This window comes from Streptomyces mayteni (assembly GCF_054783955.1).
The window spans coordinates 1-20,981 of the sequence record NZ_BAAGPR010000062.1 but is presented as its reverse complement, the minus strand read 5'-3'; the positions used below and the strand labels follow the sequence as shown (position 1 = coordinate 20,981).

Below are 20,981 nucleotides of genomic sequence, written 5' to 3'. Positions count from 1 at the left end.
CGAGTGACGGGGTTCAACGGAATTCGAATCGGTCGTCGTTCGTGGTTGACGCGCAAAGGGCCGTGTTTCCACCACGTGTGCGGAAACACGGCCCTCACGGACCACGGGGGCGGGGAGCGTCAGTCGCTCAGCCGCTCGCCGGAGGCGGCGAAGACGTGGGTCTCGCCCGGCTTCGGCACCACGTTGATCTTCTCGCCCTTGTGCGGCACGTCGCGGCTGTCGACGCGGATCACCAGGTCCTTCGTCTCGCCGCCGATCTCGGCCTGGCCGTAGACGTAGGCGTCGGCGCCGGTCTCCTCGACCACGTTGACGGTGACCCCGAGGCCCGCCTCGGCCTTCTCGTCCGCCTTGACGAGCGCCGCGCCCTCGGCCGAGCCCTCGCCGTTGACGATGGCGAAGTGCTCGGGACGGCAGCCGACCACCACGTGGGTGTCGCCCTTGCTCTGCGCCTCGGAGAGCGCCGCGCGCTCCACCGGCACCACGCTGTTGCCGAACCGGACGCCGCCGTCGGTGATCGGCACCTCGACCAGGTTCATGGCGGGGGAGCCGATGAAGCCGGCGACGAAGAGGTTGGCGGGCTTGTCGTACATGTTGCGCGGCGAGTCGATCTGCTGGAGCAGACCGTCCTTGAGGACCGCCACCCGGTCGCCCATGGTCATGGCCTCGACCTGGTCGTGGGTCACGTAGACGGTGGTGACCCCGAGCCGGCGCTGCAGGCCGGCGATCTGGGTGCGGGTCTGGACGCGGAGCTTGGCGTCCAGGTTGGACAGCGGCTCGTCCATGAGGAACACCTGGGGCTCACGCACGATGGCGCGACCCATCGCGACACGCTGCCGCTGACCGCCGGAGAGCGCCTTGGGCTTGCGCTCCAGGTACTCGGTGAGGTCGAGGATCTTGGCGGCCTCCTCGACCTTCTTGCGGATGTCCGCCTTGTTGACGCCGGCGATCTTGAGCGCGAAGCCCATGTTCTGCGCGACGGTCATGTGCGGGTACAGCGCGTAGTTCTGGAACACCATCGCGATGTCCCGGTCCTTCGGGGGGAGGTGCGTGACGTCACGGTCGCCGATGTGGATCGACCCCGCGTTCACGTCCTCGAGACCGGCGAGCATCCGCAGCGAGGTGGACTTGCCACAACCGGAGGGGCCGACCAGAACGAGGAACTCGCCGTCCTCGATCTCGATGTCGAGCTGGTCGACGGCGGGCTTGTCGCCGCCCGGGTAGATCCGGGTGGCCTTCTCATACGTGACGGTAGCCATGTCCTCTTGTCTCCTTCTACCGGCAGGAACGTGCCGGACGATCCGAGTAGGAAGGTGTTACGCCCATATGAAAATGGGCGGCAAGCCGAAACCTAACTCGAAACAACGCGTTCTGTCAGTACCCGGGAACCAGAGAAACCGATGTCAACAATCCCAAGGCTCGCTGTAACCCTCCGTAGCCGATGGCAGAGCGACGCACTTTTGACCACTCCTCGCCCTCACGGGTCGAGGTTCCTGTTTCACCGCCCACCGCCAGTCGCACGGGCACACCCGGCGCCCGAAGGACCCCAAGGGGCGCCTCCGGCTGGTCTTACACGGGCTCCACAGGCTTTCCGGCCGATGGCCCATCGGTCCGTAACCGGCTACCCCTCGGCGGCCCTGATCAACGCCGGAGCCCCCTCCCGCCGCGCCCCAAGCAGCCGCAGCCCCTCCGCGCGCAGGTTCCGGCTCGCGTTCACGTCCCGGTCGTGGGCGGTCCCACAGGCCCCACAACGCCACTCCCGCACCGACAGCGGCTGCCTCGCCCCCCGCACCCCGCAGGCCGAGCACCGCCGCGTCGAGGGAAAGAAGCGATCCACGACCACGACCGTCCGCCCGTACCACTCGGCCTTGTACCGCAGTCGATCAAGGAACATGCCCCACGCCGCATCCCGAATCGACCGGTTCAGCGCTCGCTTGCGGCGCCCCCGCCCGCGACGCGACAGGTTCTGGACCGGCAACTCCTCCACCACCAACACTTGGTTCTCGTGCACCAGGCGAGTCGTCACCTTGTCCACCACATCCAGCCGCACGTCCGCCATCCGTGCGCACAGCCGAGCGATCCGGCGACGGGTCCGCTCCCGGTTCGCCGAGCCCGGCTGGCCCCGATGCCACCGCCGCTGCAACCGAGCCAACCGACCCGACCACCGCCGCGACAGACGAGGATGGGCGACCTTCTCGCCGGTGTCCAACGTGACCAGCGAGGCCAGGCCGAGATCGATCCCCACCACCCCGGTCGTCGGCGGCAACGGCTCGACGACCTCCACCACCAGCAACGAGACGAAGAACCGCCCCGCGCGATCCCGCGACACCGTGACCTTCACCGGCACCGCACCCGCTGGCATCCCCCGCGACCACCGAACCGCGAGTGGCTCCGCATGCTTCGCCAAGGTCAACGCTCCTGTGCCCGGACGCCCGCCATCCTCCGCCCAACGGAAACCCATCCCGGCCCGCACATACGTCGCCGCATCCCGCGACCGCCCCTTCCGCTTCCGCCTCGGATACCTCCCCTGGCGGCGGAAGAACCGCTGATACGCCGCGTCCAGATGCCGCAACGACTGCTGCAACACCGTCGAGGACACGTCCCGCAGCCAGCCGGTCTCCGCTGCCTGCCGCCACCCCGTCAGCGCCCGACAGCTCTCCACGTACGAGACCGACACCCGGTACCGCCGCCAGGCGCCCTCCCGCAACGCGAGGCCCTCGTTGTACACCCAGCGACACGCCCCGAATGTCCGCACCAACTGCTCGGCCTGCGCGGCCGTCGGATAACAACGGAACCGGTACGCACGCTCCCGAGCCCCGGCCGGCTTGACCGGACGCACCCTCGGCCGCCGGGGCGACTGCCCGCGCGCCTCCGGCGAACTCCGCCGGGGTGCGGGGATCCCGACCAGTTCTTGCTTGATCCGCTTGGTCTGCTGCCCCATGCCGCCCCCTTCGCTGATGAACCGACTGTCAGAGCGCCCTGCTCGTATGAACGAGCGAATGGCGATCGGGTTACGCATAACCCTTATCTCGCTTATGTCAGTTGATGTCATGGAGTGGTCGGGTGCTGCCGTCCTGATGCCGTGCGGAGGGTCCCGTGTAGGCTTGGGTGGCCCGTGCGGGCATGCCGCCTTAGCTCAGTTGGCCAGAGCTCCCGCCTTGTAAGCGGAAGGTCGTCGGTTCGAATCCGACAGGCGGCTCACAAGGGGAGCGCCCCACCTCGGAACTCTCGGAGGTGGGGCGCTTTGTAGGGATCAGGGCAGGTAGGTCTGCTGCCACTCGATTGAGGTCATGTTCAGCGCGGCCTCCGCGAGTGCTTGGGCCGAGACCGTCTTGAGCTTCGAGAGGCTGCTGTCGATCCACGGTTGGACGTTCGAGTAGCCCTGCTCGCGGTACTCGACCGCTTGGATCAGGCACTCCAGCTTGTCCGCGTCGTGCGCGCGGATGACCTCGAGGGAGTCGCCGTTCTCGTACTCATCGACGATCCGCTGCGCCCCGGCCTTCACGGCTGGGTGCCCGGCGGATACCTGGTCCGCGGTGACCTTCTCGTTCGATGCGGCGTCCAGGTAGCGCCGGCCGATGTGCGGGATGTCGCTGACGCGTGTCTCCTGAGTGTCATGCCAGAGGCCCAGGAGGGCTGTCTTCGCCGGGTCCGCTCCCTCCATTATGGCGAGCACGGAGCCGATCAGGGCCACGCGGAACGAGTGCTCGGCGATCGTCTCCGGGTCCTTGACCCCCGCGATCCACCACCCGGACCGCTTGGCTCGCTTCAGCATCCCCATCTCCAGCAGGAAGCCTGCCGTGCCCTTCGCCTGCTCCTGCTCCGCGTCCGCCATGAGATGCGTCCTCCAGTGTGTTACCGGTGATTCTCGCGTAGAACGGGCCCTCGACATGGCGGGCCACAAGCACGTGGCGATCATGCCGCACCTCATCTTCGAGTCGTCGTTGTACGAGGGATACCGCACCACAATGTCGGCGGTTCCGCGCTCCGGCGCGAGGGCCTTCCAGATCAGTCCGAAGCGGCCTGAACAGGCCGTCCTCGTCGCACGCGAGATGGTGGATGAGGGAGCGGACATGATCCTCATGGAGCCCGCGCTTCACACCGTGGACACCCTTGTCCGCCTGAAGGACCAGATGTCGGTTCCCCTCGTTTCCTTCTCCGTGTCCGGCGAATACCTGCGGCTGACCGACCGTCGCGAAGACGGTGAGCGGGACATGAAGGGGCTGATCGAGGCGTACACGGTCCTGAAGCGAGCCGGTGCGACCCGGATCATCAGCTACGGAGCCCTGGAGATCGCCCGCGAGCTCAGGGCTTCCTGATCGCTGCCAAGACGCTGGCAGCGCCTTGCGCAAGGAGATCGGCGGCGAGGCAGGCTCCCAGCTTCTCAGGGTCCTCCACCGGGCCGGCGCCTACAGCGGTGACCTGAGCAGTCCCGTCAAGGGCAGTGACGGCGGCGGAGAGATGCAACCGCCCGTCCGGCCCGATCCTCCCCCAGGCCCCCACGGGGACGGAGCAACCTCCGTGGAGTTCGGCCAGCAGGGGACGGCGGGAAGACGAGCGGGTCAAGGACCTGGTGAACCTTGGGCGTCAGGCCGAGTCGGTTCAACCCGGCTGCCGCAAGCACGACGGCGTCAAGACTGCCCTTGGTGGTGCGGGCCAGACGGCCGGGCACATTGCCGCGGATCGGAACGACAACGAGGTCCGGGCGCAGCGCGCGGATCTGGGCGACGCGCCGGGGGGCGCCGGTTCCCACGCGGGCACCTTTCGGAAGGCTTTCAAGGGTGCCCCCGCACAGCACGTCGCGTACGTCTTCTCGGGGGCCGGGGGTGGTGAGCAGCGTCGTGCCTTCGCACACGGCAGTGGGGAGGTCCTTCAGAGAATGCACGATCACGTCGACCTTCCCTGTCACCAGTGCCTCTTCCTGGTTGGTTGAGAAGGCTGACCCGCCGGCCGTTTGGCGACCTCGGCGAGAGTCGGTGTCACCCGGTCCTGGTCGCCTCCTTCGAGGATGATCTCCCGCTTGAACTGGATCTCGGGGAACCGCTCAGCGATGGGCCCAAGCCACTCCGTGACCTGTGTCTTCGCGAGCTTGCTCGCCCTGGAACCGATACGCACCACGTCGCTCATACGGTCAACCCCTCGCATGACCAGGCTTGTTGACGCCCAATCCTACTTGCACCAGAACCGTGCGGTTTCCGACAGATTGTCACCAAAAGCGCCCCGGCCTGGGATCGGGTCGGGACGCCGAGGGGGCCGGGCCGGCGGGGGTCAGTCCGGCCGGGTCTCGTCGGCGAGGCGGCGGAGGCCGTGGGCGAGGGCGGCGGCCTCCGCCGGGGCCCAGCCGGCGGTGAGGCGGGCGAAGACCTCCTCCTGGAAGGCGTGGGCGCCGGTGAGGACGTCGGCGCCGGCCGGGGTGACGTCGAGGGTGACGCGGCGGGCGTCCTGGTCCGAGGTGGAGCGGGTGAGGTACCCGTGGTCGACGGTGGCCGCGATCAGCCGGCTGGCGCCCGAGCGGTCGAGGCCGAGCTGGAGGGCGACGTCGGTGACCGACACCTCGCCGTGGCGGGCGGCCGCGTCGACCGCCTCGAGCACCTGGACGTCCTGGATCAGGGGTGTGTCGCCCGACGGCTCGCCGACCGAGGCCGTCGCCCAGCGGCGCGACCAGAAGCGGATCAGGTGGAAGAGGGCGGGGCCGGCGCCGGCGAGCTCCGCGCGGGAGGCGTCGGGGTGGGGGGCGGCCGGGGTGGTCGGGGTGGTCGGTGGTTCGGGCGGCATGTCTCTCCAGGGTTGCGTGCGATTCGCAAGCATTCTAACGTGTGCGAAATGCACACGCCTACCGGGGTGGCCCCCGCTCGGCCGGCGCGGCGCGCCTTCTTCGCGCTGCTCATCGGCATGCTCATGGCCCAACTCGACACCACGATCGTCGTCGCGGCGCTGCCGAGCATCACCGGCGACCTCGAATCCGGCGGCGCGGTGGCCGGCGTCACCGCCGCCTATCTGCTCACCGTCACCGTCTCCACCCCCGTCCACGGGCGGCTCGGCGACCTGCTGGGCAGGCAGGCCGTGTTCCGGGGCGCGCTCGCGCTGTTCGCGCTGGGGTCCCTGGCCTGCGCGCTGGCCCCCTCGCTGCCCGCGCTGATCGCCGCCCGGGCGCTCCAGGGCCTCGGCGGCGGTGGGCTGGTGGTCACCGCGATCAGCGCTCTCGCGCAGCTCTTCGGCCGGGAGGAGATGGTCCGCCGCCAGGGGTATCTCACCGGCGTCCTCGCGGTCTCCACGCTGGCCGGGCCGCCGCTCGGCGGGCTGCTGGCCGCCGGCCCCGGCTGGCGCTGGATCTTCCTCGTCAACCTGCCGCTTTGCGCGCTCGCCGCGCTGCTCGCCTGGGACGGGCTGCCCGGGCGGGTCGGGGGCGGGCCGCGCCCGCGGTTCGACGTGGCCGGCACCGCGCTCGTCACCGCGGTCGGCGTGGGCGTGGTGGCGCTCGGCGCGTCCGAGTCGCTGGCCCGCGGCCTGGGCGCGGTCGTGGTGCTCGCGGTCGTGACGGCGTGTGCGGCGGCCTTCGTCGTCGTCGAGCGCCGGGCCGCCGCGCCGTTGATCCCGCCCGCGCTCTTCACCGACCCCGGGGTGGCGCGGAGCATCGTCTCGACCGGCCTCGCCGGGACGGCGCTGTTCGGTGCGTTCACCTTCGTCCCGCTCGCCGTCCAGCGGGGCACCGGAGTCGGGGCCGGCGCCACGGGGGTGCTCCTGCTGGCGCTGACCGGCGGCCAGTTGCTGGCGACCGCCACCTTCTCGGTGCTGGCGCGACGGTACGCGGTGCTGCCTGACTGGGGCCGGCTCGCCCTCGTCATGGGGGCCGTCGGCATGGCCGGGCTCGCGACCCTGCCCGCGCTGAGCGGCGAGGGCGGCGTCCTCGCCCTCGGGCTGGCCGGCGGCGGCATGGCGCTGACCGGCGCCGCCCTCGGCCTGTCCATGCAGGCGTACACGCTGCTCGCGCAGGGCCGGGCCAGGGTGGAGCTGATCGGCGCGACCATGGGGACGTTGACCTTCGCCCGCCAGCTCGGCGGCTCGCTCGGCACCGCCGCCTTCGGCTGGGTCGTGCTGGCCGCCGCCACCGAGCGGGCCGGGTTGACGCTGGCCCTCGGCGTGGCCGCCGGCTGCCTGGTCGCCGCCCTCGTGGTGGCGCCCCGGCGCCGTGACGACCCGTCGGGCGCGGGGTCGGACGCGAGGTCGGGCTCGGGGGATGGCGGCCGACGCCGGGGGTAGGGTTGTCGCGATCGGTGTGGCCCTTCCCCGTCAGGTGGGAGGGCCCCTTTTTACGGGCGGGCGGGCGGGTTCCGCGAGTGGGCTTTCACGGGCGGCCGGTGTTGACCGGGCGCGGGGCGCGACCGTAGAAAGGTCACGCAAAATTCGCGCACGTCTCAACAGGATCGAACAGGGGACAGCACAGATGCGTGACGGGACCTTCGTCCACTTCCGATCCGCCGGGACGAGCCTGGCGCTCGACTGCACCGGCTCGGGACTGCCCCGGGTGGTGCACTGGGGCGAGGACCTGGGCGAGCTCTCGCCCGCGACGCTGGCGGCCGTGGTGCGGGCCGGCCGGCCGCAGATAGCCACCAACAACGTCGACGTCGTGGTGCCGCTCGCCGTGCTGCCCGAGCACTCCGCCGGCTGGCTCGGCACGCCGGGGCTCACCGGGCACCGGGCGGGCGCCGACTTCTCCACCGCCTTCGCCGTCACCTCGATCGAACAGCACGGGCAGGCCGTCGAGGTGACCGCCGAGGACGTGGGGGCCGGGCTCGAACTGCGGCTCGAGATCGAGCTGACGGACGCGGGCCTCGTCCGGCAGCGCGCCACCGTCACCAACCAGTCAGAGGCGGACGCCGCGCCGTTCGCGCTCTCCGGGGTGCTGCTCACGCTGCCCGTGCCCGAGCGGGCCACCGAGCTGCTCGACATGACCGGCCGCCACCTGCGCGAACGCAGCCCGCAGCGGCACGCGTTCACCATCGGCACCCACCTGCGCGAGAACCGCAGGGGCCGCACCGGCACGGACGCGGTCACGGTGCACGTGGCGGGCGAGCCGAACTTCGGCTTCCGCTCGGGCGAGGTCTGGGGCCTGCACGTGGCCTGGAGCGGCAACCACCGCTCGCTGGCCGAGCGCACCATCAACGGCGTCGGGCTGCTCGGCGGCGGCGAGCTGCTGCTGGCCGGCGAGGTGGTGCTCAGCGCCGGCGAGGCGTACGTCTCGCCGTGGGTGTACGGCAGTTACGGGCGGACCGGGCTCGACGAGCTGGCCGGCCGGTTCCACGGCCACCTGCGGGCACGTCCCGGACACCCGCGGTCGCCGCGGCCGGTCACCCTCAACGTGTGGGAGGCCGTCTACTTCGACCACGACCTCGGCAAGCTCACCCGGCTCGCCGACCTCGCCGCCGGCATCGGCACCGAGCGTTTCGTGCTGGACGACGGCTGGTTCAGGGGCCGGCGGGACGACCACGCCGGGCTCGGCGACTGGTACGTGGACGAGACGGTGTGGCCCGACGGCCTCTACCCGCTGGTCGACCACGTCCGGGGTCTGGGCATGGAGTTCGGCCTCTGGGTGGAGCCGGAGATGGTCAACCCCAACTCCGACCTGGCCCGCGAGCACCCGGAGTGGATCCTGGCCACCGGCGACCGGATGCCGCCGGAGTCGCGCCACCAGCAGGTGCTCGACCTCGGCCACCCGGAGGCGTACGCGTACCTCCTGGAGCGGCTCGACGCCATCGTCTCCGAGTACGCGCTGACGTACCTGAAGTGGGACCACAACCGCGACCTGGTGGAGGCCGGGCACAGCCCCACCGGGCAGGCCGGGGTGCGGGCCCAGACGCTCGCCGTCTACCGGCTGCTCGACGAACTGCGGTCGCGGCACCCGGGGTTGGAGATCGAGTCCTGCTCGTCGGGCGGCGGCAGGATCGACCTGGAGATCCTGGAGCGCACCGACCGGGTCTGGACCAGCGACTGCATCGACGCGCTGGAGCGGCAGCAGATCCAGCGCTGGACCGGCCTGCTGCTGCCGCCCGAGCTGCTCGGCTGCCACGTGGGCGCGCACGCGGCGCACACCACGGGGCGCGTCCACACGCTGGGCTTCCGGGCCGGCACGGCGCTCTTCGGGCACTTCGGCATGGAGTGGGACCTGACCCAGGCCACCGAGGACGACCTGGCGGCGCTGACCGGCTGGATCGAGTGCTACAAGGAGCTGCGCCCGCTGCTGCACGGCGGCACCGTGGTCACCGGCGACCACCCCGACCCGGCCCTCTGGGTGCGCGGCGTCGTGGCGTCGGACCGGTCCCGGGCGGTGTACGCGCTGGCGCAGGTGGCGACGAGCGTGCAGTCGCCGCCCGGGCGGGTCGCGCTGCCCGGGCTCGACCCGGCGGCCGAGTACCGGGTGTCGCCGCTGGCGCCTGGGGACGAGGTGCGGGGCCCCGCCTCCGACCGGCTGGCCTGGTGGACGGACGGCGGGGTGACGCTGCCGGGGCGGGTGCTCGGCTCGATCGGGGTGCGGGCGCCGTCCCAGCACCCGGAGCGGCTGGTGCTGATCTCGGTGGAGCGCGTGTAGCGGGGCGTGGGTCGACGGTCGACGGTTGACGGTCGACGGGCGGGTCGCGGCGCCCGGGGCACGGATCGGGCCGGGGGCTGGTACACGTTGGGGGCATGTCATGGATGATGGGGCGGACCATCTGATAATCGTTCGCCGCTCACCTTGGGGGAACCATGTCCGACCAGCAGCCGTACTCCTGGGGGCCGCCCGGCCAGGGCGGGCCGGGCCAGCCCGGTCAGCCGGGTCAGCCGCCCGCCGGTCAGCCCGGTCAGTCGGGGCCGTACCAGGCCGGGCCGTACGCCGGCCAGCCGGGGCAGCCTGGCCAGCCGCCCGCGGGTCAGCCCGGGCAGCCCGGCGCGTACCCGCCGCCCGGCCAGGGCTACCCGGCCCCGCCCGGCACCCCCTACGGCGCCTACCCGCCGGACCCGGGCGCCCCCTACGGCCGTGACCCGATGGGCCGCCCGTACTCCAGCAAGTCCAAGATCATCGCGGGCGTGCTCCAGCTCCTGCTCGGCGGCGTCGGCGCCGGCCGCTGGTACACCGGCCACTACGGCCAGGCCGTCGCCATGCTGCTGACCTGCGGTGGCATCGGCGTCTGGGCGCTCATCGACGGCATCATGCTGCTCGTCAAGAACGACTGGACCGACGCCGAGGGCCGGATCCTCAAGCCCTGACCCCCCGACGTCCGTCCCCGACCACGGGCCCGACCATGCCGCCGCTCGTCCGCCGCGAGGCCGTCCCGCCGCTCGCCGTCCTGGCCGGCGGGCTGGCCGGCGCGGGCTACCTACTGGCCGCCGACCCGCACGCGGGCGGCGGACTGCCCCTGCCCCGCTGCCCGGTCAACTGGGCCACCGGACTGCTCTGTCCGGCCTGCGGCGGCACCCGGATGGCGTACGACCTGCTCCACGGCGACCTGGTCGGCGCCCTCCACGACAACGCCGCGCTGCTGCTGCTCGGCGTGCCCTTCGCCGGCTGGCTGCTGGGCCGCTGGCTGCTCGACGGGCTCCGCGGCCGCCGGTACCGACCGCGCTTCCCCCCGTGGGGCGTGGCGACGGTGCTCGGCGTGGCCAGCGCCTGGACGCTGCTGCGCAATCTCGTGGACCTCGCGGCCTGACCCCGCCGGACGCGCGCTCGCCGGGTGCGCGGCCCGGTCCGGCGGTGAAATGGGCGCATGGGAGTGCCCGCTCGGCTCATGGTCCTGCTCACCGCCGTCGCCGGTGCGGTCGACGCCGCCGCCTTCATCGAGCTCGACGAGGTCTTCGTCGCCAACCAGACCGGCAACGGCGTGCTGCTCGGCATCGGCCTCGCCTCCTCGGTGCTGCCCGGCCACGCCCTCGGCGGCGTCGCCGGGCCGGCCGCCTCGCTCCTCGGCTTCTGCCTCGGCGGGGTGGCGGCGGCCTGGCTCGGGCGGCTGGTGCCGGCCTGGGTGGTGCTGGTGCTCGAGGTCGCGCTGCTCGCCCTGGCCGCCGGTTTCGTCTGGGCGCCGTCCGCGCTGTGCGCGGCGCTGCTGGCCTCGGCGATGGGCGCGCAGAGCGTCTACGCGGTGCGGGCCGGCGTGCCGGGGGTGACGACGACGGTCGTCACCGGCACGCTTGCCGCGCTTTTCGTGCGGGCCACCGGAGGGGCGCGGGAGCGCCAGAACGCGCTGCTGCTCGCGCTGGTGTGGCTGGCCTACTTCGTCGGCGCGCTGGGCGGCGCCGCGGTGACGCTCGCCTGAGGCGAGGCGTGTTCACGAGGTCAGCAGCACCACCTTGCCGGTGGTCGCCCGGGTCTCCAACGCGCGGTGGGCGCGGGCGGCCTCGGCCAGCGGGAAGCGCTGGACCAGCGGCACCATGGCGCCGGCGGCGGCCTGGGCGAACGACTCCTCCTCCAGCAGGCGCAGCATCGAAGGGCCGCCGATCCGGTCCAGGAGGATGGGGCCGAGCGCGGTCACCGAGGTGATGCCGCGCGCGGCCTGCTCCTCGGGGCTCGGCGCGACGTGGCCCGCGGCGTCCGTGCCGGTCGAGGCGTGGCCGTAGCAGACGTGGACGCCGCCGGGCGCGACCAGTTCGAGCGCCGCGCGGCCGCGTACGCCGCCGACGCCCTCGAAGAGGTGGTCGACCGGCCGGTCGCCGTGGGCGGCGCGCACCAGATCCGCCCAGTCGGGGTCGTCGTAGTCGACGGCCTGGTCGGCGCCGAGGTCCCTGACCACGGCGACCTTGCCAGGGCCGCCTGCGGCGCCGACGACGGTGGCGCCCAGGTGCCTGGCGTACTGGACGAGCAGCGCGCCGATGCCGCCGGCGGCGGCCAGCACCAGCACGGTGTCGCCCGGCTCGATCTCCGTGAACCGGGTGACGCCCATGGTCATCCGGCCGGTGCCGAGCAGGGCGACGGCCTGGTCGAAGGGCAGGTCGTCGGGGAGCGCGTGCGGCCTGTCCTGCGCGGTGACGGCCTGGGTGGCGTACCCGCCGGGCACCATGCCGAGGTGGACGGCGACCCGGCGGCCGAGCCAGCCGGGGTCCGCGCCCTCGCCGACGGCGTCCACCACGCCGGCGACCTCGCGGCCCGGGACGGTGGGCAGTTCGGGCACCGGGAAGTGCGGCGCCTCGGGCACCGGGCCCTGCCGCAGCACGGTGTCGACGAGGTGGACACCGGCCGCCGCCACGGCGATCCGGAGCTGGCCAGGTCCCGGGGTGAGGTCGGGGACCTCCTCGTAGACCAGGTTCTCGGCCGGGCCGAAGGCGTGGAGTCGGACGGCGTGCATGGGGCGCTCCCTGGCGCTGGGGGTGGGCGGACGCCCTCAGCCTCCGACCTCAGGGGCACTTGAAGTCAAGCGGCTCGCCCGAGGGGGCGTTGTCAGTGGGGCGCGTCAGTATGGGCACCATGGCGAAACCCGCGAAGTCAGCGAAGCCGGCGCGGTCCGCACCGTCCGTGCGGCCCCCCACCCGGCCGAAGTTCGAGCTGCCGGAACTGCGGCCCTTCGAGGCCGGCGACCCGATCCGGCCCGAGGGCGACTACGACGCGCTGGAGTTCGCCGACCTCGACCTGACCGGCGCGGAGGCGCGGTCGGCCACCTTCCTCGACTGCGCGCTGCGGCGCTGCGTGCTCACCGAGGCCGACCTGCGGCGGGCCAGGCTCCTCGACAGCCTGCTCGACGCGCCGCACGGGGTGGGCACCGCGCTCCAGGACGCGCAGCTGCGCGACCTGGAGATCACCGAGCCGCGGCTGGGCGGGGTCCAGCTGAGCGGCGCCACCCTGACCCGGGTCGTGGTGCGGGGCGGCAAGATCGACTACCTGAACCTGCGGCAGGCCAAGCTGGTGGACGTGGCCTTCGAGGGCTGCGTCCTCGTCGAACCCGACCTCGGCGGCGCCCGTCTGGAGCGGGTCTCCTTCGAGAACTGCGAGCTGCGGGGCGTCGACCTCACGGCCGCCGAACTCCGCGACGTCGACCTGCGCGGCGCCGCCGGCCTGGAGATCACCCGCGGCGTCGACCGCCTCAGCGGCGCGGTGATCACCCCCTCCCAACTCCTCGACCTGGCCCCCCGCCTCGCCGCCGAACTGGGCCTCCGGGTGGAGGCGTGAGGCGCGTCGGGCGGTTGATCACACCTTCGGGTGGTAGAACCCGCCGTGGCTTGGGATGGGGTGGCCTACTCTGACAACGTCGCTGCGTAACGAAGGAGGTCGCCGTGGTGATGACGATGCCCGAGCGCGAGACGTACACGGCAGCCGACGAGGCCACGGCCGCATCGGCGGAAACGGCCTTCGAGGCGTTCAGCGCGGCGGCTCCGAAAGGCTGGCGCGTGGAACTGATCGATGAGGAAATCCACGTGACGCCCCCAGCCAACGGTGACCACGAGTCGATTCTGGCCGAGATCGTGCGAGAAACGACCATCCGTTCCAAGGACCAGACGCTTCGGATGTTCACGGGCGTCGGGCTGCGGCTATGGGGCGTAGACCCGGGCGGTCGGGTCATCCCGGACTTGGTCGTCGCACCAAGGGGGAGCTTCGCCACGTTCGACGAGTACCACGATCCGGGTCCGGTGGTCCTGATCGCGGAGATCACCTCGAAGTCCACCGGGGACAAGGACCGTGGCGTGAAGCTGAGCGCTTACGCCAGGGCTCGGATTCCGCACTACCTGTTGGTTGACCGCGAAGCGGGGACGGCGGCGCTCCACAGCGAGCCGGCCGAGAGTCGATACGCGCGGCAGGTGGTGGTGGCGCTCAGCGAAAAGCTGTTCCTGCCAGATCCGCTCGGCTTCGAGCTCGACACGGCCGCGTTCTGAGCCGGTGGCCGCCGGCCCCCGGGCCGGCGGGCGATCGCGGGGGATGATGTCCGCGCACGCGATCGAGGAGCGCACATGAACCGACCACCGCGGACGGCCAGCTGGGCTCGCGCGACGCTGCTCCTCGTGGGGACGGCGGGCGTGGGCGCCACCGCGTGGCTCGCCGTGGCCGCCGCCACGTTCGAGACCGGGGCGCTGGGGGAGCTGGTCCTGGGGATGCTGTTGGCCGCGGCGCTCGTCGTGGCGCTGCTGACCGTGGGCGTGTTCGCGCTCGCGGCGCGGTTCGCCGGACGGCCGAAGGCCCCCCGGCGGGAGCCGGAGGGCCTTAGGGGCGGCTCGTGCGACGAGCCGGGGGACTCAGACGTTGACGCCGAAGTCCTGGGCGATGCCGGAGAGGCCGGACGCGTAGCCCTGGCCGACCGCGCGGAACTTCCACTCGGCGCCGCTGCGGTAGAGCTCGCCGAAGATCATGGCGGTCTCGGTCGAGGCGTCCTCGGTCAGGTCGTAGCGGGCGATCTCCGCGCCGCCGGCCTGGTTCAGCACCCGGATGAACGCGTTCCGCACCTGGCCGAAGTTCTGGTTGCGGTTGTCGGCGTCGTGGATGGAGACCGGGAAGACGATCTTGTCGACCTCCGCCGGAAGACCGGCCAGCGCGACGTTGATCTGCTCGTCGTCGCCCTCGCCCTGACCGGTGAGGTTGTCACCGGTGTGTTGGATGGTGCCGTCGGGGGTGGTCAGGTTGTTGTAGAAGATGAAGTGCTGGTCCGAGACGATCTTGCCGCTCGCATTGACCGCAAGGGCGCTCGCGTCCAGGTCGAAGTCGGCACCGGTGGTGGTGCGGACGTCCCACCCGAGGCCGACCGTGACGGCGGTCAGGCCAGGAGCCTCCTTGCTCAGCGAGACGTTGCCGCCCTTGGACAGGCTCACACCCATGTTGAGATCCCCAATTTCCATTCAGTTCGGACCGAGGGAGCGTCCGGATCGCGTTTTGCGATGACGTTACTCTTACTGACCCCAACGGTGTCAGGGGGTCGCCGGGTTCCACCGGGAGCGGAAAAAACCCGTATGTGGGACGCGGCCCGACGCGGGACCATGGAGACATGTCCGGTCCCTATCGCATACGAGGTGCGGTCAGCCTGCCCGAGTCGGAGCTGCGCTGGCGTTTCTCGCGTGCCTCGGGTCCCGGCGGCCAGCACGTGAACACCACCGACAGCCAGGTCGAGCTGCTCTTCGACCTGGCAGCCACCGACGCGCTGCCCGCGGTCTGGAAGGAGCGGGCGCTGGCGCGGCTGGCCGGGCGGCTGACGGACGGCGGGGTGCTCGTGGTGCGGGCCAGCGAGCACCGCTCGCAGTGGCGGAACCGCGAGGCGGCCGCGCTGCGGCTCGCCGCGCTGCTGGCGGAGGCGTCCGCGCCGCCGCCCCCTGAGCGCCGGGCGCGGCGGGTGCCGCGCGGCGTCGTCGAGCGGCGGCTGCGGGACAAGAAGGCCAGGGCCGACGTGAAGCGGGGCCGAGGCCGTAACCCCGGCTGGGACTGAGCCCGCCGCTCGGCCCGGCCGCCGGGTCAGCCGAGCCGGCGGTAGCCGGCCCGGTAGTAGAGCAGCGGGCCGCCGACGTCGGCCGCGGGAAGCCCCGCGGTGAGCACCCGGCCGATCAGCAGCGTGTGGTCGCCGGCCGTGACCCGCTGTTCGGTGCGGCACTCGACCGTTGCCAGCGCCCCCTTCAGCAGCGGGGCCCCGGTGGTCTCGCCCAGCACGTGCGGCACCTCCTGGAAGAGCAGCCGGTCGCTGAGCCGCCCCTTCATCGCGAACCGCCCGGCTACCGGCCGCTGCTCCTCGGTCAGCAGCGAGGCCGCCCAGAGCGGCTGCCCCTCCAGCACCTCGTCCATCCGTGAGCCGGTGCGCACGCTCGCCAACACCAGGGGCGGGTCGAGGGAGACGGACATGAACGCGGTGGCCGTCATGCCGGCCGGCGCGCCGCGCGGCCCGTCCTCCTCGTCGTGCGCCGTCAGCAGCACGACCCCGGCCGCGAGCCGGGCCATGGCGCCGCGGAACTCCTCCTCGCTCACCCCTTCATGATGGGGGACCAGCGGTGCGGACTGACCGGCGGAGGGGGCGGTACGGGGCGACGGCGGGCGTGGTGAGGGGGACACGCCGAAAACGCTAATGGCACTCTGCGAGGTTCCGCATCGGGCGCGGGAACCAGGTAGCCTCGCGCGACGTCCTACGTCCCGCGACCGAGCACTCTCGCAGTGTGACATGAATCACAGTAGGCGACTAATTGCTGACCCTGTGTACCTAGCAGGCAGCTCATTGTGATTCAGTGGCCTGTGTATATGCACGTGCATTTCGCGCATCCGGGGGAGTGATGGAAACGGAGACGGAGCCATATGTGCGCCTCGCCTCTCTGCGGGAGTTGCACCAGGTAGTCGCTCAACTGAACACCGCCCGAAGCATGGCAGACACCCTTCAGACCGTCGCCGACGGCGCGGTCGCCGCCCTCGGCTTCGAACTCGCCGCCGTCAACCTCGTCAGGGACGACGGCAACCTGCTGGTCGCCGCCGTGGCCGGCAACGACTCGGCGGAGGCCGCGATGGCCGGCCGCGCGGGATCCCGGGCCTCCTGGGAGCGCCGCCTCAACATGGGCGAGCGCTGGGGCGAACTGCGGTTCATCCCCTACACCGAGGGCTGGGTGCTGGACCACGACGACGTGCCGCAGTGGCACACCACGGGGCCCGCCCCGCGCTATCCCGACGAGTGGCACCCCATGGACCGGCTCTTCGCGCCCATGTACGCCTCGGACGGCGAACTGCTCGCCGTGCTGGAGGTCGACCGGCCGCGCGACGGCAAGCGCCCCGGGCCCTGGGGCTGCGAGGCCCTCCAGCTCTACGCGTCCCAGGCCGCGATAGCCATCGGCAACGCCAGGCTGCGCGGCAACATGCAGCGCGCCCTGGTCAGGCTCGAACGGGAGCAACAGGCGTTGCGCGCCAGCGAGGAGAGCTTCCGGCAGGCGTTCGAGTACGCGCCGAGCGGCATGGCCATAGCGGAGGTCGGCGGCGAGGGCCACGGCCGGCTGATCCGGGTCAACGACGCGCTCTGCCGGCTGCTCGGCCGCCCCGTCGCGATGCTCCGCCGCTACAGCTTCGCCGACCTCGTCCACCCCGAGGACACCGGCGTGCTGCTCCGCACCGCCGCCGAGGGCGGCCGCGCCGAGCTCCGCCTCCAGCGCCGCGACGGCTCCTACGTCTGGGTCTCGCTCCGCAACTCGGTGGTCGCCGACGCCACCGCCGGGCCGCAGGTTCAGCTCACCCACGTCGAGGACATCGAGGAGCGCAAGCGCCACGAGCTGGCCCTGGCCCACCGGGCCAGCCACGACTCGCTCACCGGCCTGCCCAACAGCGCCGAGCTCCGCGCCAGGCTCGGCGGCCGCATCTGCGACCGCACGGTGGCGGAGTCGCCGGCCGACGCCTTCGGCGGCCTCGGCACCCCGGCCGGCCGCCCCTACGACCTGCACGAGCACGTGCAGGTGCCCGAGGAGCCCGGCGGGGACGGCAAGGGGCTCGCGGTGCTCTTCTGCGACCTGGACGGCTTCAAGTCCATCAACGACCGGTTCGGCCACGTGTGCGGCGACGCCGTGCTGGTCGAGGTCGCCCGCCGGCTCGAGGCCGGCGTCCGCGACAAGGACACCGTCGCCCGGCTCGGTGGCGACGAGTTCGTGGTCCTCGCCGAGGGCCTGGGCCCGGCCGACGCCTCCGACCTCGCCGTCCGGCTCCGCAACGGCATCATCCCGCCGATCCGCTGGGAGAACCGGCAGGTCAGGGTCGGCGCCAGCTTCGGCATCGGCTGGGCCGCCTGTGGGATGACCACCGAGGAGATCCTGGAGTCCGCCGACCAGCGGATGTACGTCGAGAAGCGCTCCCGCTCCCAGGGGAGGCGCCGTGCGGGGTAGGGCGAGCCCCGGTCCTGTCCGGGCCGCCGTGTCACTCGAACGCGGTAGGCTCGCGCCCGTACACCAGCGGTACCTAAGGAGCGGCAGTCGATGAGTGCGGGGAACACCGGCGGCGGAACGCCCGGCGAGGGCGATGACCCGTTCGCCTATCTCTATCGACCCGAGGACGGCCAGCCCCAGGCGCCGTCCGGGCCCCGCCAACCCTCGTACAACCAGGTCAGACCGGTGGGCCAGCGGACCTTCGGCGGTCAGCAGGGACAGCAGGGCGGCTACGGCTACCCCCCGCAGCAGCACCAGCCCGACGCGCGCTACGCGGCGCCCGAGACCCGCCCGCAGGGCATGCCGCCCGGCGGCCACGGGGGCCACGGCCGGCGCCAGGCCCCCGAGCCCCGGCGGAACGGGCTGCTGATCGGCGCGATCGCGGTGGTGCTGGCCGTCGTCCTCGGCGTCGGCGCGGCCATCCTGTTCAGCGGCGGCGAGGACGACAACCAGGCCGAGGGAGAGCAGACCACGGCGCCCGCCGACGACTCGGAGAACGGCGGGGACGACAGCGGGGACGACGGACCGTCGGACGAGCCGACCGACGACCAGGCGGACGGCGGGCTGCCGGCCGCCGAGCTGAGCGACCTCCAGCTCTCCGGGATCAACGTGGCCTCCGGTCTCGAGGGCGCCCGCTCCTCCGACGGCAGCTACGTCGCCGTGCAGAACGCGCAGAACTCGACCATCACCTGGAGCTTCGAGTACGACGGCGAGCCCGGCACCTACCGGGTGAACATCGGCTACTCGGTCGCCAGCGACGGGCAGACGATGGCGATGTCCTTCAACTCCACCCCCCGCGAGGACCCGGTGGAGATGCTCAACTACGGGGCCACCCAGCTGGGCGAGGCCTGGTACTCGACGTGGAAGCAGGTCGAGCTGACCCCGGGCCCCAACACCGTCCAGCTCAGCTGCCCCGGCTCCTGCGACGTGCTGGTCGACACCCTCACCGTCGGCGAGAACGCCGACTAGTACCGGTCACCGCAGCACCCCGATCAACCGCTCCGCCTCCGCCCGCACGGCCTCGCGGCCGGCGGCGAGGTAGGGGCGGGGGTCGACGGCCAGGGGCGCCCGGGCCAGCTCGGCCCGGATCGCCCCGGTCAGGGCCGTGTTGAGGGCCGTGCCGATGTTGATCTTGGTCATGCCGGCCGCCACCGCCCGCCGTAACTCCTCGTCCGGCACCCCGGACGAGCCGTGCAGCACCAGCGGCACCCCGGTGGCGGCGGCCAGCCGCCGGATCAGGCCGTGGTCGAGCTTCGCCGTGCGCCGGGTCATCGCGTGCGCGCTGCCCACCGCCACCGCGAGCGCGTCCACCCCGGTCGCCGCGGCGTAGGCCGCCGCCTCCGCCGGGTCGGTCCGCGCCCCGGGCGCGTGCGCGTCGACGGGCTCGCCAGCCTTGCCGCCGATCCGGCCGAGCTCCGACTCGACGAGCAGCCCGTGCGCGTGCCCGAAGCGCACCGCCTCGGCCGTCGCCTTCACGTTCTCGTCGTACGGCAGCCGCGAGGCGTCGAACATCACCGAGCCGAAGCCGGCGGCCGGCGCCGCCCGCAGCAGCTCCTGGTCCTTCACATGGTCCAGATGCAGGGCCAGCCTGGCCGGCGAGCCGGCCGCCAGCGCGGTCAGCGCGGCGGCCAGCGGCGCGAGCCGGCCGCCGTGGTGCGCCACCGCGTTCTGCGAGACCTGTAACACCACCGGCGCGCCGGTCGCCTCGGCCGCCGCCACCACCGCCTGCGCGTGCTCCAGGGTGATCACGTTGAACGCCGGCAGCGCCCGCCCCGTCGCGAAGGCCGAGGACAGCAGCTCGGCGCACGGTGTCACGGGCACGGCCGCACCACCCACGCGCCCCGGCGCATCACGCCGGCCAACCGGAACTCGCCGTCCAGCACCACCAGATCGGCGTCCTTGCCCTCCTCGATCGAGCCGATCCGGTGGTCGAGGCCGAGCAGCCTGGCCGGGGTGGTGGACAGCGCCCGCACCGCGTCGGGCACCGGGATGCCGTCCACCGTGACGGCCCGCCGGAACGCCCGGTCGAGCGTCAGCGTGGAGCCGGCGATGGTGCCGACGTCCTGGAGCCTGGCCACCCCCTCGGTGACCTCGACGGTCAGCGGGCCGAGCGGATAGGTGCCGTCGCCCATGCCGGCCGCGCCCATCGCGTCGGTGATCAGCGCCACCCGGTCGGGGCCCGCGGTGCCGAAGGCCAGCCGCAGCGCGGCCGGGTGGAGGTGGACGCCGTCGTCGATCAGCTCCACCGTGACCCGCTCGTCCTCCAGCAGCGCCGCCACCGGCCCCGGCGAGCGGTGGGCGAGCGGCGGCATGGCGTTGAACAGGTGGGTGGCCACGGTGGCGCCGGCGTCGACGGCCAGCCTGGTCGTCTCGTAGTCGGCGTCGGTGTGGCCGATCGCGGCGATCACCCCGCTCTCCCGCAGCAGCCGCACCGAGTCGAGGCCGCCGGGGAGTTCGGGGGCAAGCGTCACCATCCGGGCGGTGCCGCGGGTGGCGTCGAGCAGCTTGCGCACGTCCGAGGGATCGGGGTCGCGCAGCAGCGAGGGCTGGTGGGCGCCGCACCGGTTGCGGGCGATGAACGGGCCCTCGAAGTGGACGCCGGCGAGCTCGCCCTGCTCGGTGAGGTCGGCCAGCACCCCGGCCTGCGCGGCCAGGTCGCCCAACTCGCCGGTGACGGTGGAGGCCACCATGGTGGTCGTGCCGTGCGCCCGGTGCGTCGCGATCACCCGCAGCGCCTCGTCGACGGTGGCGGCGGAGAACGAGGCCCCGCCGCCGCCGTGCACGTGCAGGTCGACGAAGCCGGGCAGCACCCAGTGCCCGGTCAGGTCGAGGGCGGGGGCCGAGTCGGCCTCGTCGCGCAGGCCGGCGGCGATCCGGCCGCCCTCGACGGTGACCCGGCCGGCCTCGACCACGCCGCTCGGGCGCACCACGGTCGCGTTGGCCAGCACGGTGCGGGGCTCGATGGCGGGCGCGCTCATGACGGCACCACCTCCGCCGCGGCGGCGGCGCGCCGGGCGTCCCAGGCGAGCAGCCCGGCGCCGAGGCAGCCGGCGGCGTCGCCGAGGGCGGCCGGCACCACCTCGGGCAGGTGGTGGAAGGGGGCGGCGCGCGCGGCGAGCGCGGCGCGCAGCGCGGTGAGCAGCGGCGCGCCGACCTCGCCGAGGCCGCCG

At 72.8% G+C, this 20,981-nt stretch carries 22 protein-coding genes, 1 tRNA gene and 2 pseudogenes; 12 read left to right on the top strand and 13 right to left on the bottom strand.

Going from position 1 to position 20,981, the window contains the following annotated elements; all coding sequences use genetic code 11:
• Positions 1–119: 119 nt before the first annotated feature.
• Together ACYVPE_RS24650 and ACYVPE_RS24645 are read right to left on the bottom strand one after the other, a co-directional pair.
• On the bottom strand, positions 120–1,256 hold the full coding sequence (locus ACYVPE_RS24650; RefSeq protein WP_461035883.1) for an ABC transporter ATP-binding protein: 1,137 nt from the start codon (positions 1,254–1,256) through the stop codon (positions 120–122).
• 362 nt (positions 1,257–1,618) lie between these two features.
• Positions 1,619–3,016: an RNA-guided endonuclease InsQ/TnpB family protein gene (locus ACYVPE_RS24645; RefSeq protein WP_461035882.1), complete on the bottom strand. Its 1,398-nt coding sequence runs from the start codon at positions 3,014–3,016 to the stop codon at positions 1,619–1,621.
• 106 nt (positions 3,017–3,122) lie between these two features.
• Here ACYVPE_RS24645 and ACYVPE_RS24640 point away from each other — a divergent pair.
• Positions 3,123–3,196, top strand: a tRNA-Thr gene (locus ACYVPE_RS24640).
• A gap of 54 nt (positions 3,197–3,250) precedes the next feature.
• On the opposite strand, the gene ACYVPE_RS24635 is transcribed toward ACYVPE_RS24640, so the two are convergent.
• Entirely contained in the window at positions 3,251–3,832 is a 582-nt protein-coding gene (locus ACYVPE_RS24635) for an HD domain-containing protein (protein WP_461035881.1), read from the bottom strand.
• On the opposite strand from ACYVPE_RS24635, the gene ACYVPE_RS24630 reads away from it, so the two are divergent.
• Positions 3,831–4,316, top strand: a complete 486-nt coding sequence (locus tag ACYVPE_RS24630) for a hypothetical protein (protein WP_461035880.1) — start codon at positions 3,831–3,833, stop codon at positions 4,314–4,316. The genes ACYVPE_RS24635 and ACYVPE_RS24630 overlap by 2 nt on opposite strands.
• On the opposite strand, the gene ACYVPE_RS24625 is transcribed toward ACYVPE_RS24630, so the two are convergent.
• The 4 genes and pseudogenes from ACYVPE_RS24625 to ACYVPE_RS24610 form a co-directional block, all read right to left on the bottom strand.
• Positions 4,303–4,533 carry a hypothetical protein gene (locus tag ACYVPE_RS24625; protein WP_461035906.1) on the bottom strand — a complete coding sequence of 77 codons (231 nt, stop codon included), beginning with the start codon at positions 4,531–4,533 and terminating at the stop codon, positions 4,303–4,305. The genes ACYVPE_RS24630 and ACYVPE_RS24625 overlap by 14 nt on opposite strands.
• Positions 4,433–4,921: pseudogene (locus ACYVPE_RS24620) on the bottom strand (hydroxymethylbilane synthase); the annotation flags it as partial. The pseudogene ACYVPE_RS24620 and the gene ACYVPE_RS24625, both read right to left, overlap by 101 nt.
• The gene (locus tag ACYVPE_RS24615; RefSeq protein WP_461035879.1) at positions 4,903–5,124 is read right to left on the bottom strand and encodes a hypothetical protein; all 222 of its coding nucleotides are present in this window, start codon (positions 5,122–5,124) and stop codon (positions 4,903–4,905) included. The pseudogene ACYVPE_RS24620 and the gene ACYVPE_RS24615, both read right to left, overlap by 19 nt.
• Before the next feature lie 141 nt (positions 5,125–5,265).
• The gene (locus tag ACYVPE_RS24610; RefSeq protein ID WP_461035878.1) at positions 5,266–5,772 is read right to left on the bottom strand and encodes a MarR family winged helix-turn-helix transcriptional regulator; all 507 of its coding nucleotides are present in this window, start codon (positions 5,770–5,772) and stop codon (positions 5,266–5,268) included.
• 48 nt (positions 5,773–5,820) lie between these two features.
• Between ACYVPE_RS24610 and ACYVPE_RS24605 the strand changes: the two genes are divergently transcribed.
• The 5 genes from ACYVPE_RS24605 (at position 5,821) to ACYVPE_RS24585 (ending at position 11,282) form a co-directional block, all read left to right on the top strand.
• The gene (locus ACYVPE_RS24605) at positions 5,821–7,257 is read left to right on the top strand and encodes an MFS transporter (protein ID WP_461035877.1); all 1,437 of its coding nucleotides are present in this window, start codon (positions 5,821–5,823) and stop codon (positions 7,255–7,257) included.
• A 184-nt stretch (positions 7,258–7,441) separates the two neighbouring features.
• On the top strand, positions 7,442–9,583 hold the full coding sequence (locus tag ACYVPE_RS24600; RefSeq protein ID WP_461035876.1) for an alpha-galactosidase: 2,142 nt from the start codon (positions 7,442–7,444) through the stop codon (positions 9,581–9,583).
• Positions 9,584–9,738: 155 nt separating this feature from the next.
• Positions 9,739–10,239 carry a TM2 domain-containing protein gene (locus tag ACYVPE_RS24595; RefSeq protein ID WP_461035875.1) on the top strand — a complete coding sequence of 167 codons (501 nt, stop codon included), beginning with the start codon at positions 9,739–9,741 and terminating at the stop codon, positions 10,237–10,239.
• Positions 10,240–10,274: 35 nt separating this feature from the next.
• Entirely contained in the window at positions 10,275–10,679 is a 405-nt protein-coding gene (locus ACYVPE_RS24590) for a DUF2752 domain-containing protein (RefSeq protein WP_461035874.1), read from the top strand.
• Positions 10,680–10,736: 57 nt separating this feature from the next.
• Positions 10,737–11,282, top strand: coding sequence for a DUF1275 family protein (locus ACYVPE_RS24585; protein ID WP_461035873.1), 546 nt, complete (start codon positions 10,737–10,739; stop codon positions 11,280–11,282).
• Between the two features lie 12 nt (positions 11,283–11,294).
• Here ACYVPE_RS24585 and ACYVPE_RS24580 read toward each other — a convergent pair whose 3' ends face one another.
• Positions 11,295–12,308: a zinc-binding dehydrogenase gene (locus tag ACYVPE_RS24580; RefSeq protein WP_461035872.1), complete on the bottom strand. Its 1,014-nt coding sequence runs from the start codon at positions 12,306–12,308 to the stop codon at positions 11,295–11,297.
• 167 nt (positions 12,309–12,475) lie between these two features.
• Between ACYVPE_RS24580 and ACYVPE_RS24575 the strand changes: the two genes are divergently transcribed.
• Complete coding sequence (locus tag ACYVPE_RS24575) at positions 12,476–13,126, top strand: pentapeptide repeat-containing protein (RefSeq protein WP_461035871.1); 651 nt, start codon at positions 12,476–12,478, stop codon at positions 13,124–13,126.
• 110 nt (positions 13,127–13,236) lie between these two features.
• The gene (locus tag ACYVPE_RS24570) at positions 13,237–13,827 is read left to right on the top strand and encodes a Uma2 family endonuclease (RefSeq protein ID WP_461035905.1); all 591 of its coding nucleotides are present in this window, start codon (positions 13,237–13,239) and stop codon (positions 13,825–13,827) included.
• A gap of 357 nt (positions 13,828–14,184) precedes the next feature.
• Here ACYVPE_RS24570 and ACYVPE_RS24565 read toward each other — a convergent pair whose 3' ends face one another.
• Positions 14,185–14,760: a TerD family protein gene (locus ACYVPE_RS24565; protein WP_461035870.1), complete on the bottom strand. Its 576-nt coding sequence runs from the start codon at positions 14,758–14,760 to the stop codon at positions 14,185–14,187.
• 167 nt (positions 14,761–14,927) lie between these two features.
• Here ACYVPE_RS24565 and arfB point away from each other — a divergent pair, with 167 nt between their 5' ends.
• Entirely contained in the window at positions 14,928–15,362 is a 435-nt protein-coding gene (gene arfB, locus ACYVPE_RS24560; protein ID WP_461035869.1) for an alternative ribosome rescue aminoacyl-tRNA hydrolase ArfB, read from the top strand.
• 26 nt (positions 15,363–15,388) lie between these two features.
• Here arfB and ACYVPE_RS24555 read toward each other — a convergent pair whose 3' ends face one another.
• On the bottom strand, positions 15,389–15,892 hold the full coding sequence (locus ACYVPE_RS24555) for a flavin reductase family protein (protein ID WP_461035868.1): 504 nt from the start codon (positions 15,890–15,892) through the stop codon (positions 15,389–15,391).
• A gap of 299 nt (positions 15,893–16,191) precedes the next feature.
• On the opposite strand from ACYVPE_RS24555, the gene cdgB reads away from it, so the two are divergent.
• Positions 16,192–17,772, top strand: a complete 1,581-nt coding sequence (cdgB, locus tag ACYVPE_RS24550; RefSeq protein WP_461035867.1) for a diguanylate cyclase CdgB — start codon at positions 16,192–16,194, stop codon at positions 17,770–17,772.
• 90 nt (positions 17,773–17,862) lie between these two features.
• Complete coding sequence (locus tag ACYVPE_RS24545) at positions 17,863–18,780, top strand: carbohydrate-binding protein (protein ID WP_461035866.1); 918 nt, start codon at positions 17,863–17,865, stop codon at positions 18,778–18,780.
• A 6-nt stretch (positions 18,781–18,786) separates the two neighbouring features.
• Here ACYVPE_RS24545 and ACYVPE_RS24540 read toward each other — a convergent pair whose 3' ends face one another.
• The 3 genes and pseudogenes from ACYVPE_RS24540 to ACYVPE_RS24530 all read right to left on the bottom strand — a co-directional run.
• Positions 18,787–19,632: a class II fructose-bisphosphate aldolase gene (locus ACYVPE_RS24540; RefSeq protein WP_461035865.1), complete on the bottom strand. Its 846-nt coding sequence runs from the start codon at positions 19,630–19,632 to the stop codon at positions 18,787–18,789.
• Positions 19,623–20,789 (bottom strand): N-acetylglucosamine-6-phosphate deacetylase, encoded by a 1,167-nt coding sequence (gene nagA / locus ACYVPE_RS24535; protein ID WP_461035864.1) that lies wholly within the window; start codon positions 20,787–20,789, stop codon positions 19,623–19,625. Before nagA ends, ACYVPE_RS24540 begins: the two co-directional genes overlap by 10 nt.
• A pseudogene (locus ACYVPE_RS24530) lies at positions 20,786–20,981 on the bottom strand (ROK family protein); the annotation flags it as partial. The gene nagA and the pseudogene ACYVPE_RS24530, both read right to left, overlap by 4 nt.

What these genes read in the sequence shown, in the direction of transcription:
- ACYVPE_RS24650 (WP_461035883.1), bottom strand. Translation starts at nt 1,256, where the DNA reads ATGGCTACCGTCACGTATGAGAAGGCCACCCGGATCTACCCGGGCGGC.
- ACYVPE_RS24645 (WP_461035882.1), bottom strand. Translation starts at nt 3,016, where the DNA reads ATGCGTAACCCGATCGCCATTCGCTCGTTCATACGAGCAGGGCGCTCT.
- ACYVPE_RS24630 (WP_461035880.1), top strand. Translation starts at nt 3,831, where the DNA reads ATGAGATGCGTCCTCCAGTGTGTTACCGGTGATTCTCGCGTAGAACGG.
- ACYVPE_RS24635 (WP_461035881.1), bottom strand. Translation starts at nt 3,832, where the DNA reads ATGGCGGACGCGGAGCAGGAGCAGGCGAAGGGCACGGCAGGCTTCCTG.
- ACYVPE_RS24615 (WP_461035879.1), bottom strand. Translation starts at nt 5,124, where the DNA reads ATGAGCGACGTGGTGCGTATCGGTTCCAGGGCGAGCAAGCTCGCGAAG.
- ACYVPE_RS24610 (WP_461035878.1), bottom strand. Translation starts at nt 5,772, where the DNA reads ATGCCGCCCGAACCACCGACCACCCCGACCACCCCGGCCGCCCCCCAC.
- ACYVPE_RS24605 (WP_461035877.1), top strand. Translation starts at nt 5,821, where the DNA reads ATGCACACGCCTACCGGGGTGGCCCCCGCTCGGCCGGCGCGGCGCGCC.
- ACYVPE_RS24600 (WP_461035876.1), top strand. Translation starts at nt 7,442, where the DNA reads ATGCGTGACGGGACCTTCGTCCACTTCCGATCCGCCGGGACGAGCCTG.
- ACYVPE_RS24595 (WP_461035875.1), top strand. Translation starts at nt 9,739, where the DNA reads ATGTCCGACCAGCAGCCGTACTCCTGGGGGCCGCCCGGCCAGGGCGGG.
- ACYVPE_RS24590 (WP_461035874.1), top strand. Translation starts at nt 10,275, where the DNA reads ATGCCGCCGCTCGTCCGCCGCGAGGCCGTCCCGCCGCTCGCCGTCCTG.
- ACYVPE_RS24585 (WP_461035873.1), top strand. Translation starts at nt 10,737, where the DNA reads ATGGGAGTGCCCGCTCGGCTCATGGTCCTGCTCACCGCCGTCGCCGGT.
- ACYVPE_RS24580 (WP_461035872.1), bottom strand. Translation starts at nt 12,308, where the DNA reads ATGCACGCCGTCCGACTCCACGCCTTCGGCCCGGCCGAGAACCTGGTC.
- ACYVPE_RS24570 (WP_461035905.1), top strand. Translation starts at nt 13,237, where the DNA reads ATGACGATGCCCGAGCGCGAGACGTACACGGCAGCCGACGAGGCCACG.
- ACYVPE_RS24565 (WP_461035870.1), bottom strand. Translation starts at nt 14,760, where the DNA reads ATGGGTGTGAGCCTGTCCAAGGGCGGCAACGTCTCGCTGAGCAAGGAG.
- arfB (WP_461035869.1), top strand. Translation starts at nt 14,928, where the DNA reads ATGTCCGGTCCCTATCGCATACGAGGTGCGGTCAGCCTGCCCGAGTCG.
- cdgB (WP_461035867.1), top strand. Translation starts at nt 16,192, where the DNA reads ATGGAAACGGAGACGGAGCCATATGTGCGCCTCGCCTCTCTGCGGGAG.
- ACYVPE_RS24545 (WP_461035866.1), top strand. Translation starts at nt 17,863, where the DNA reads ATGAGTGCGGGGAACACCGGCGGCGGAACGCCCGGCGAGGGCGATGAC.
- nagA (WP_461035864.1), bottom strand. Translation starts at nt 20,789, where the DNA reads ATGAGCGCGCCCGCCATCGAGCCCCGCACCGTGCTGGCCAACGCGACC.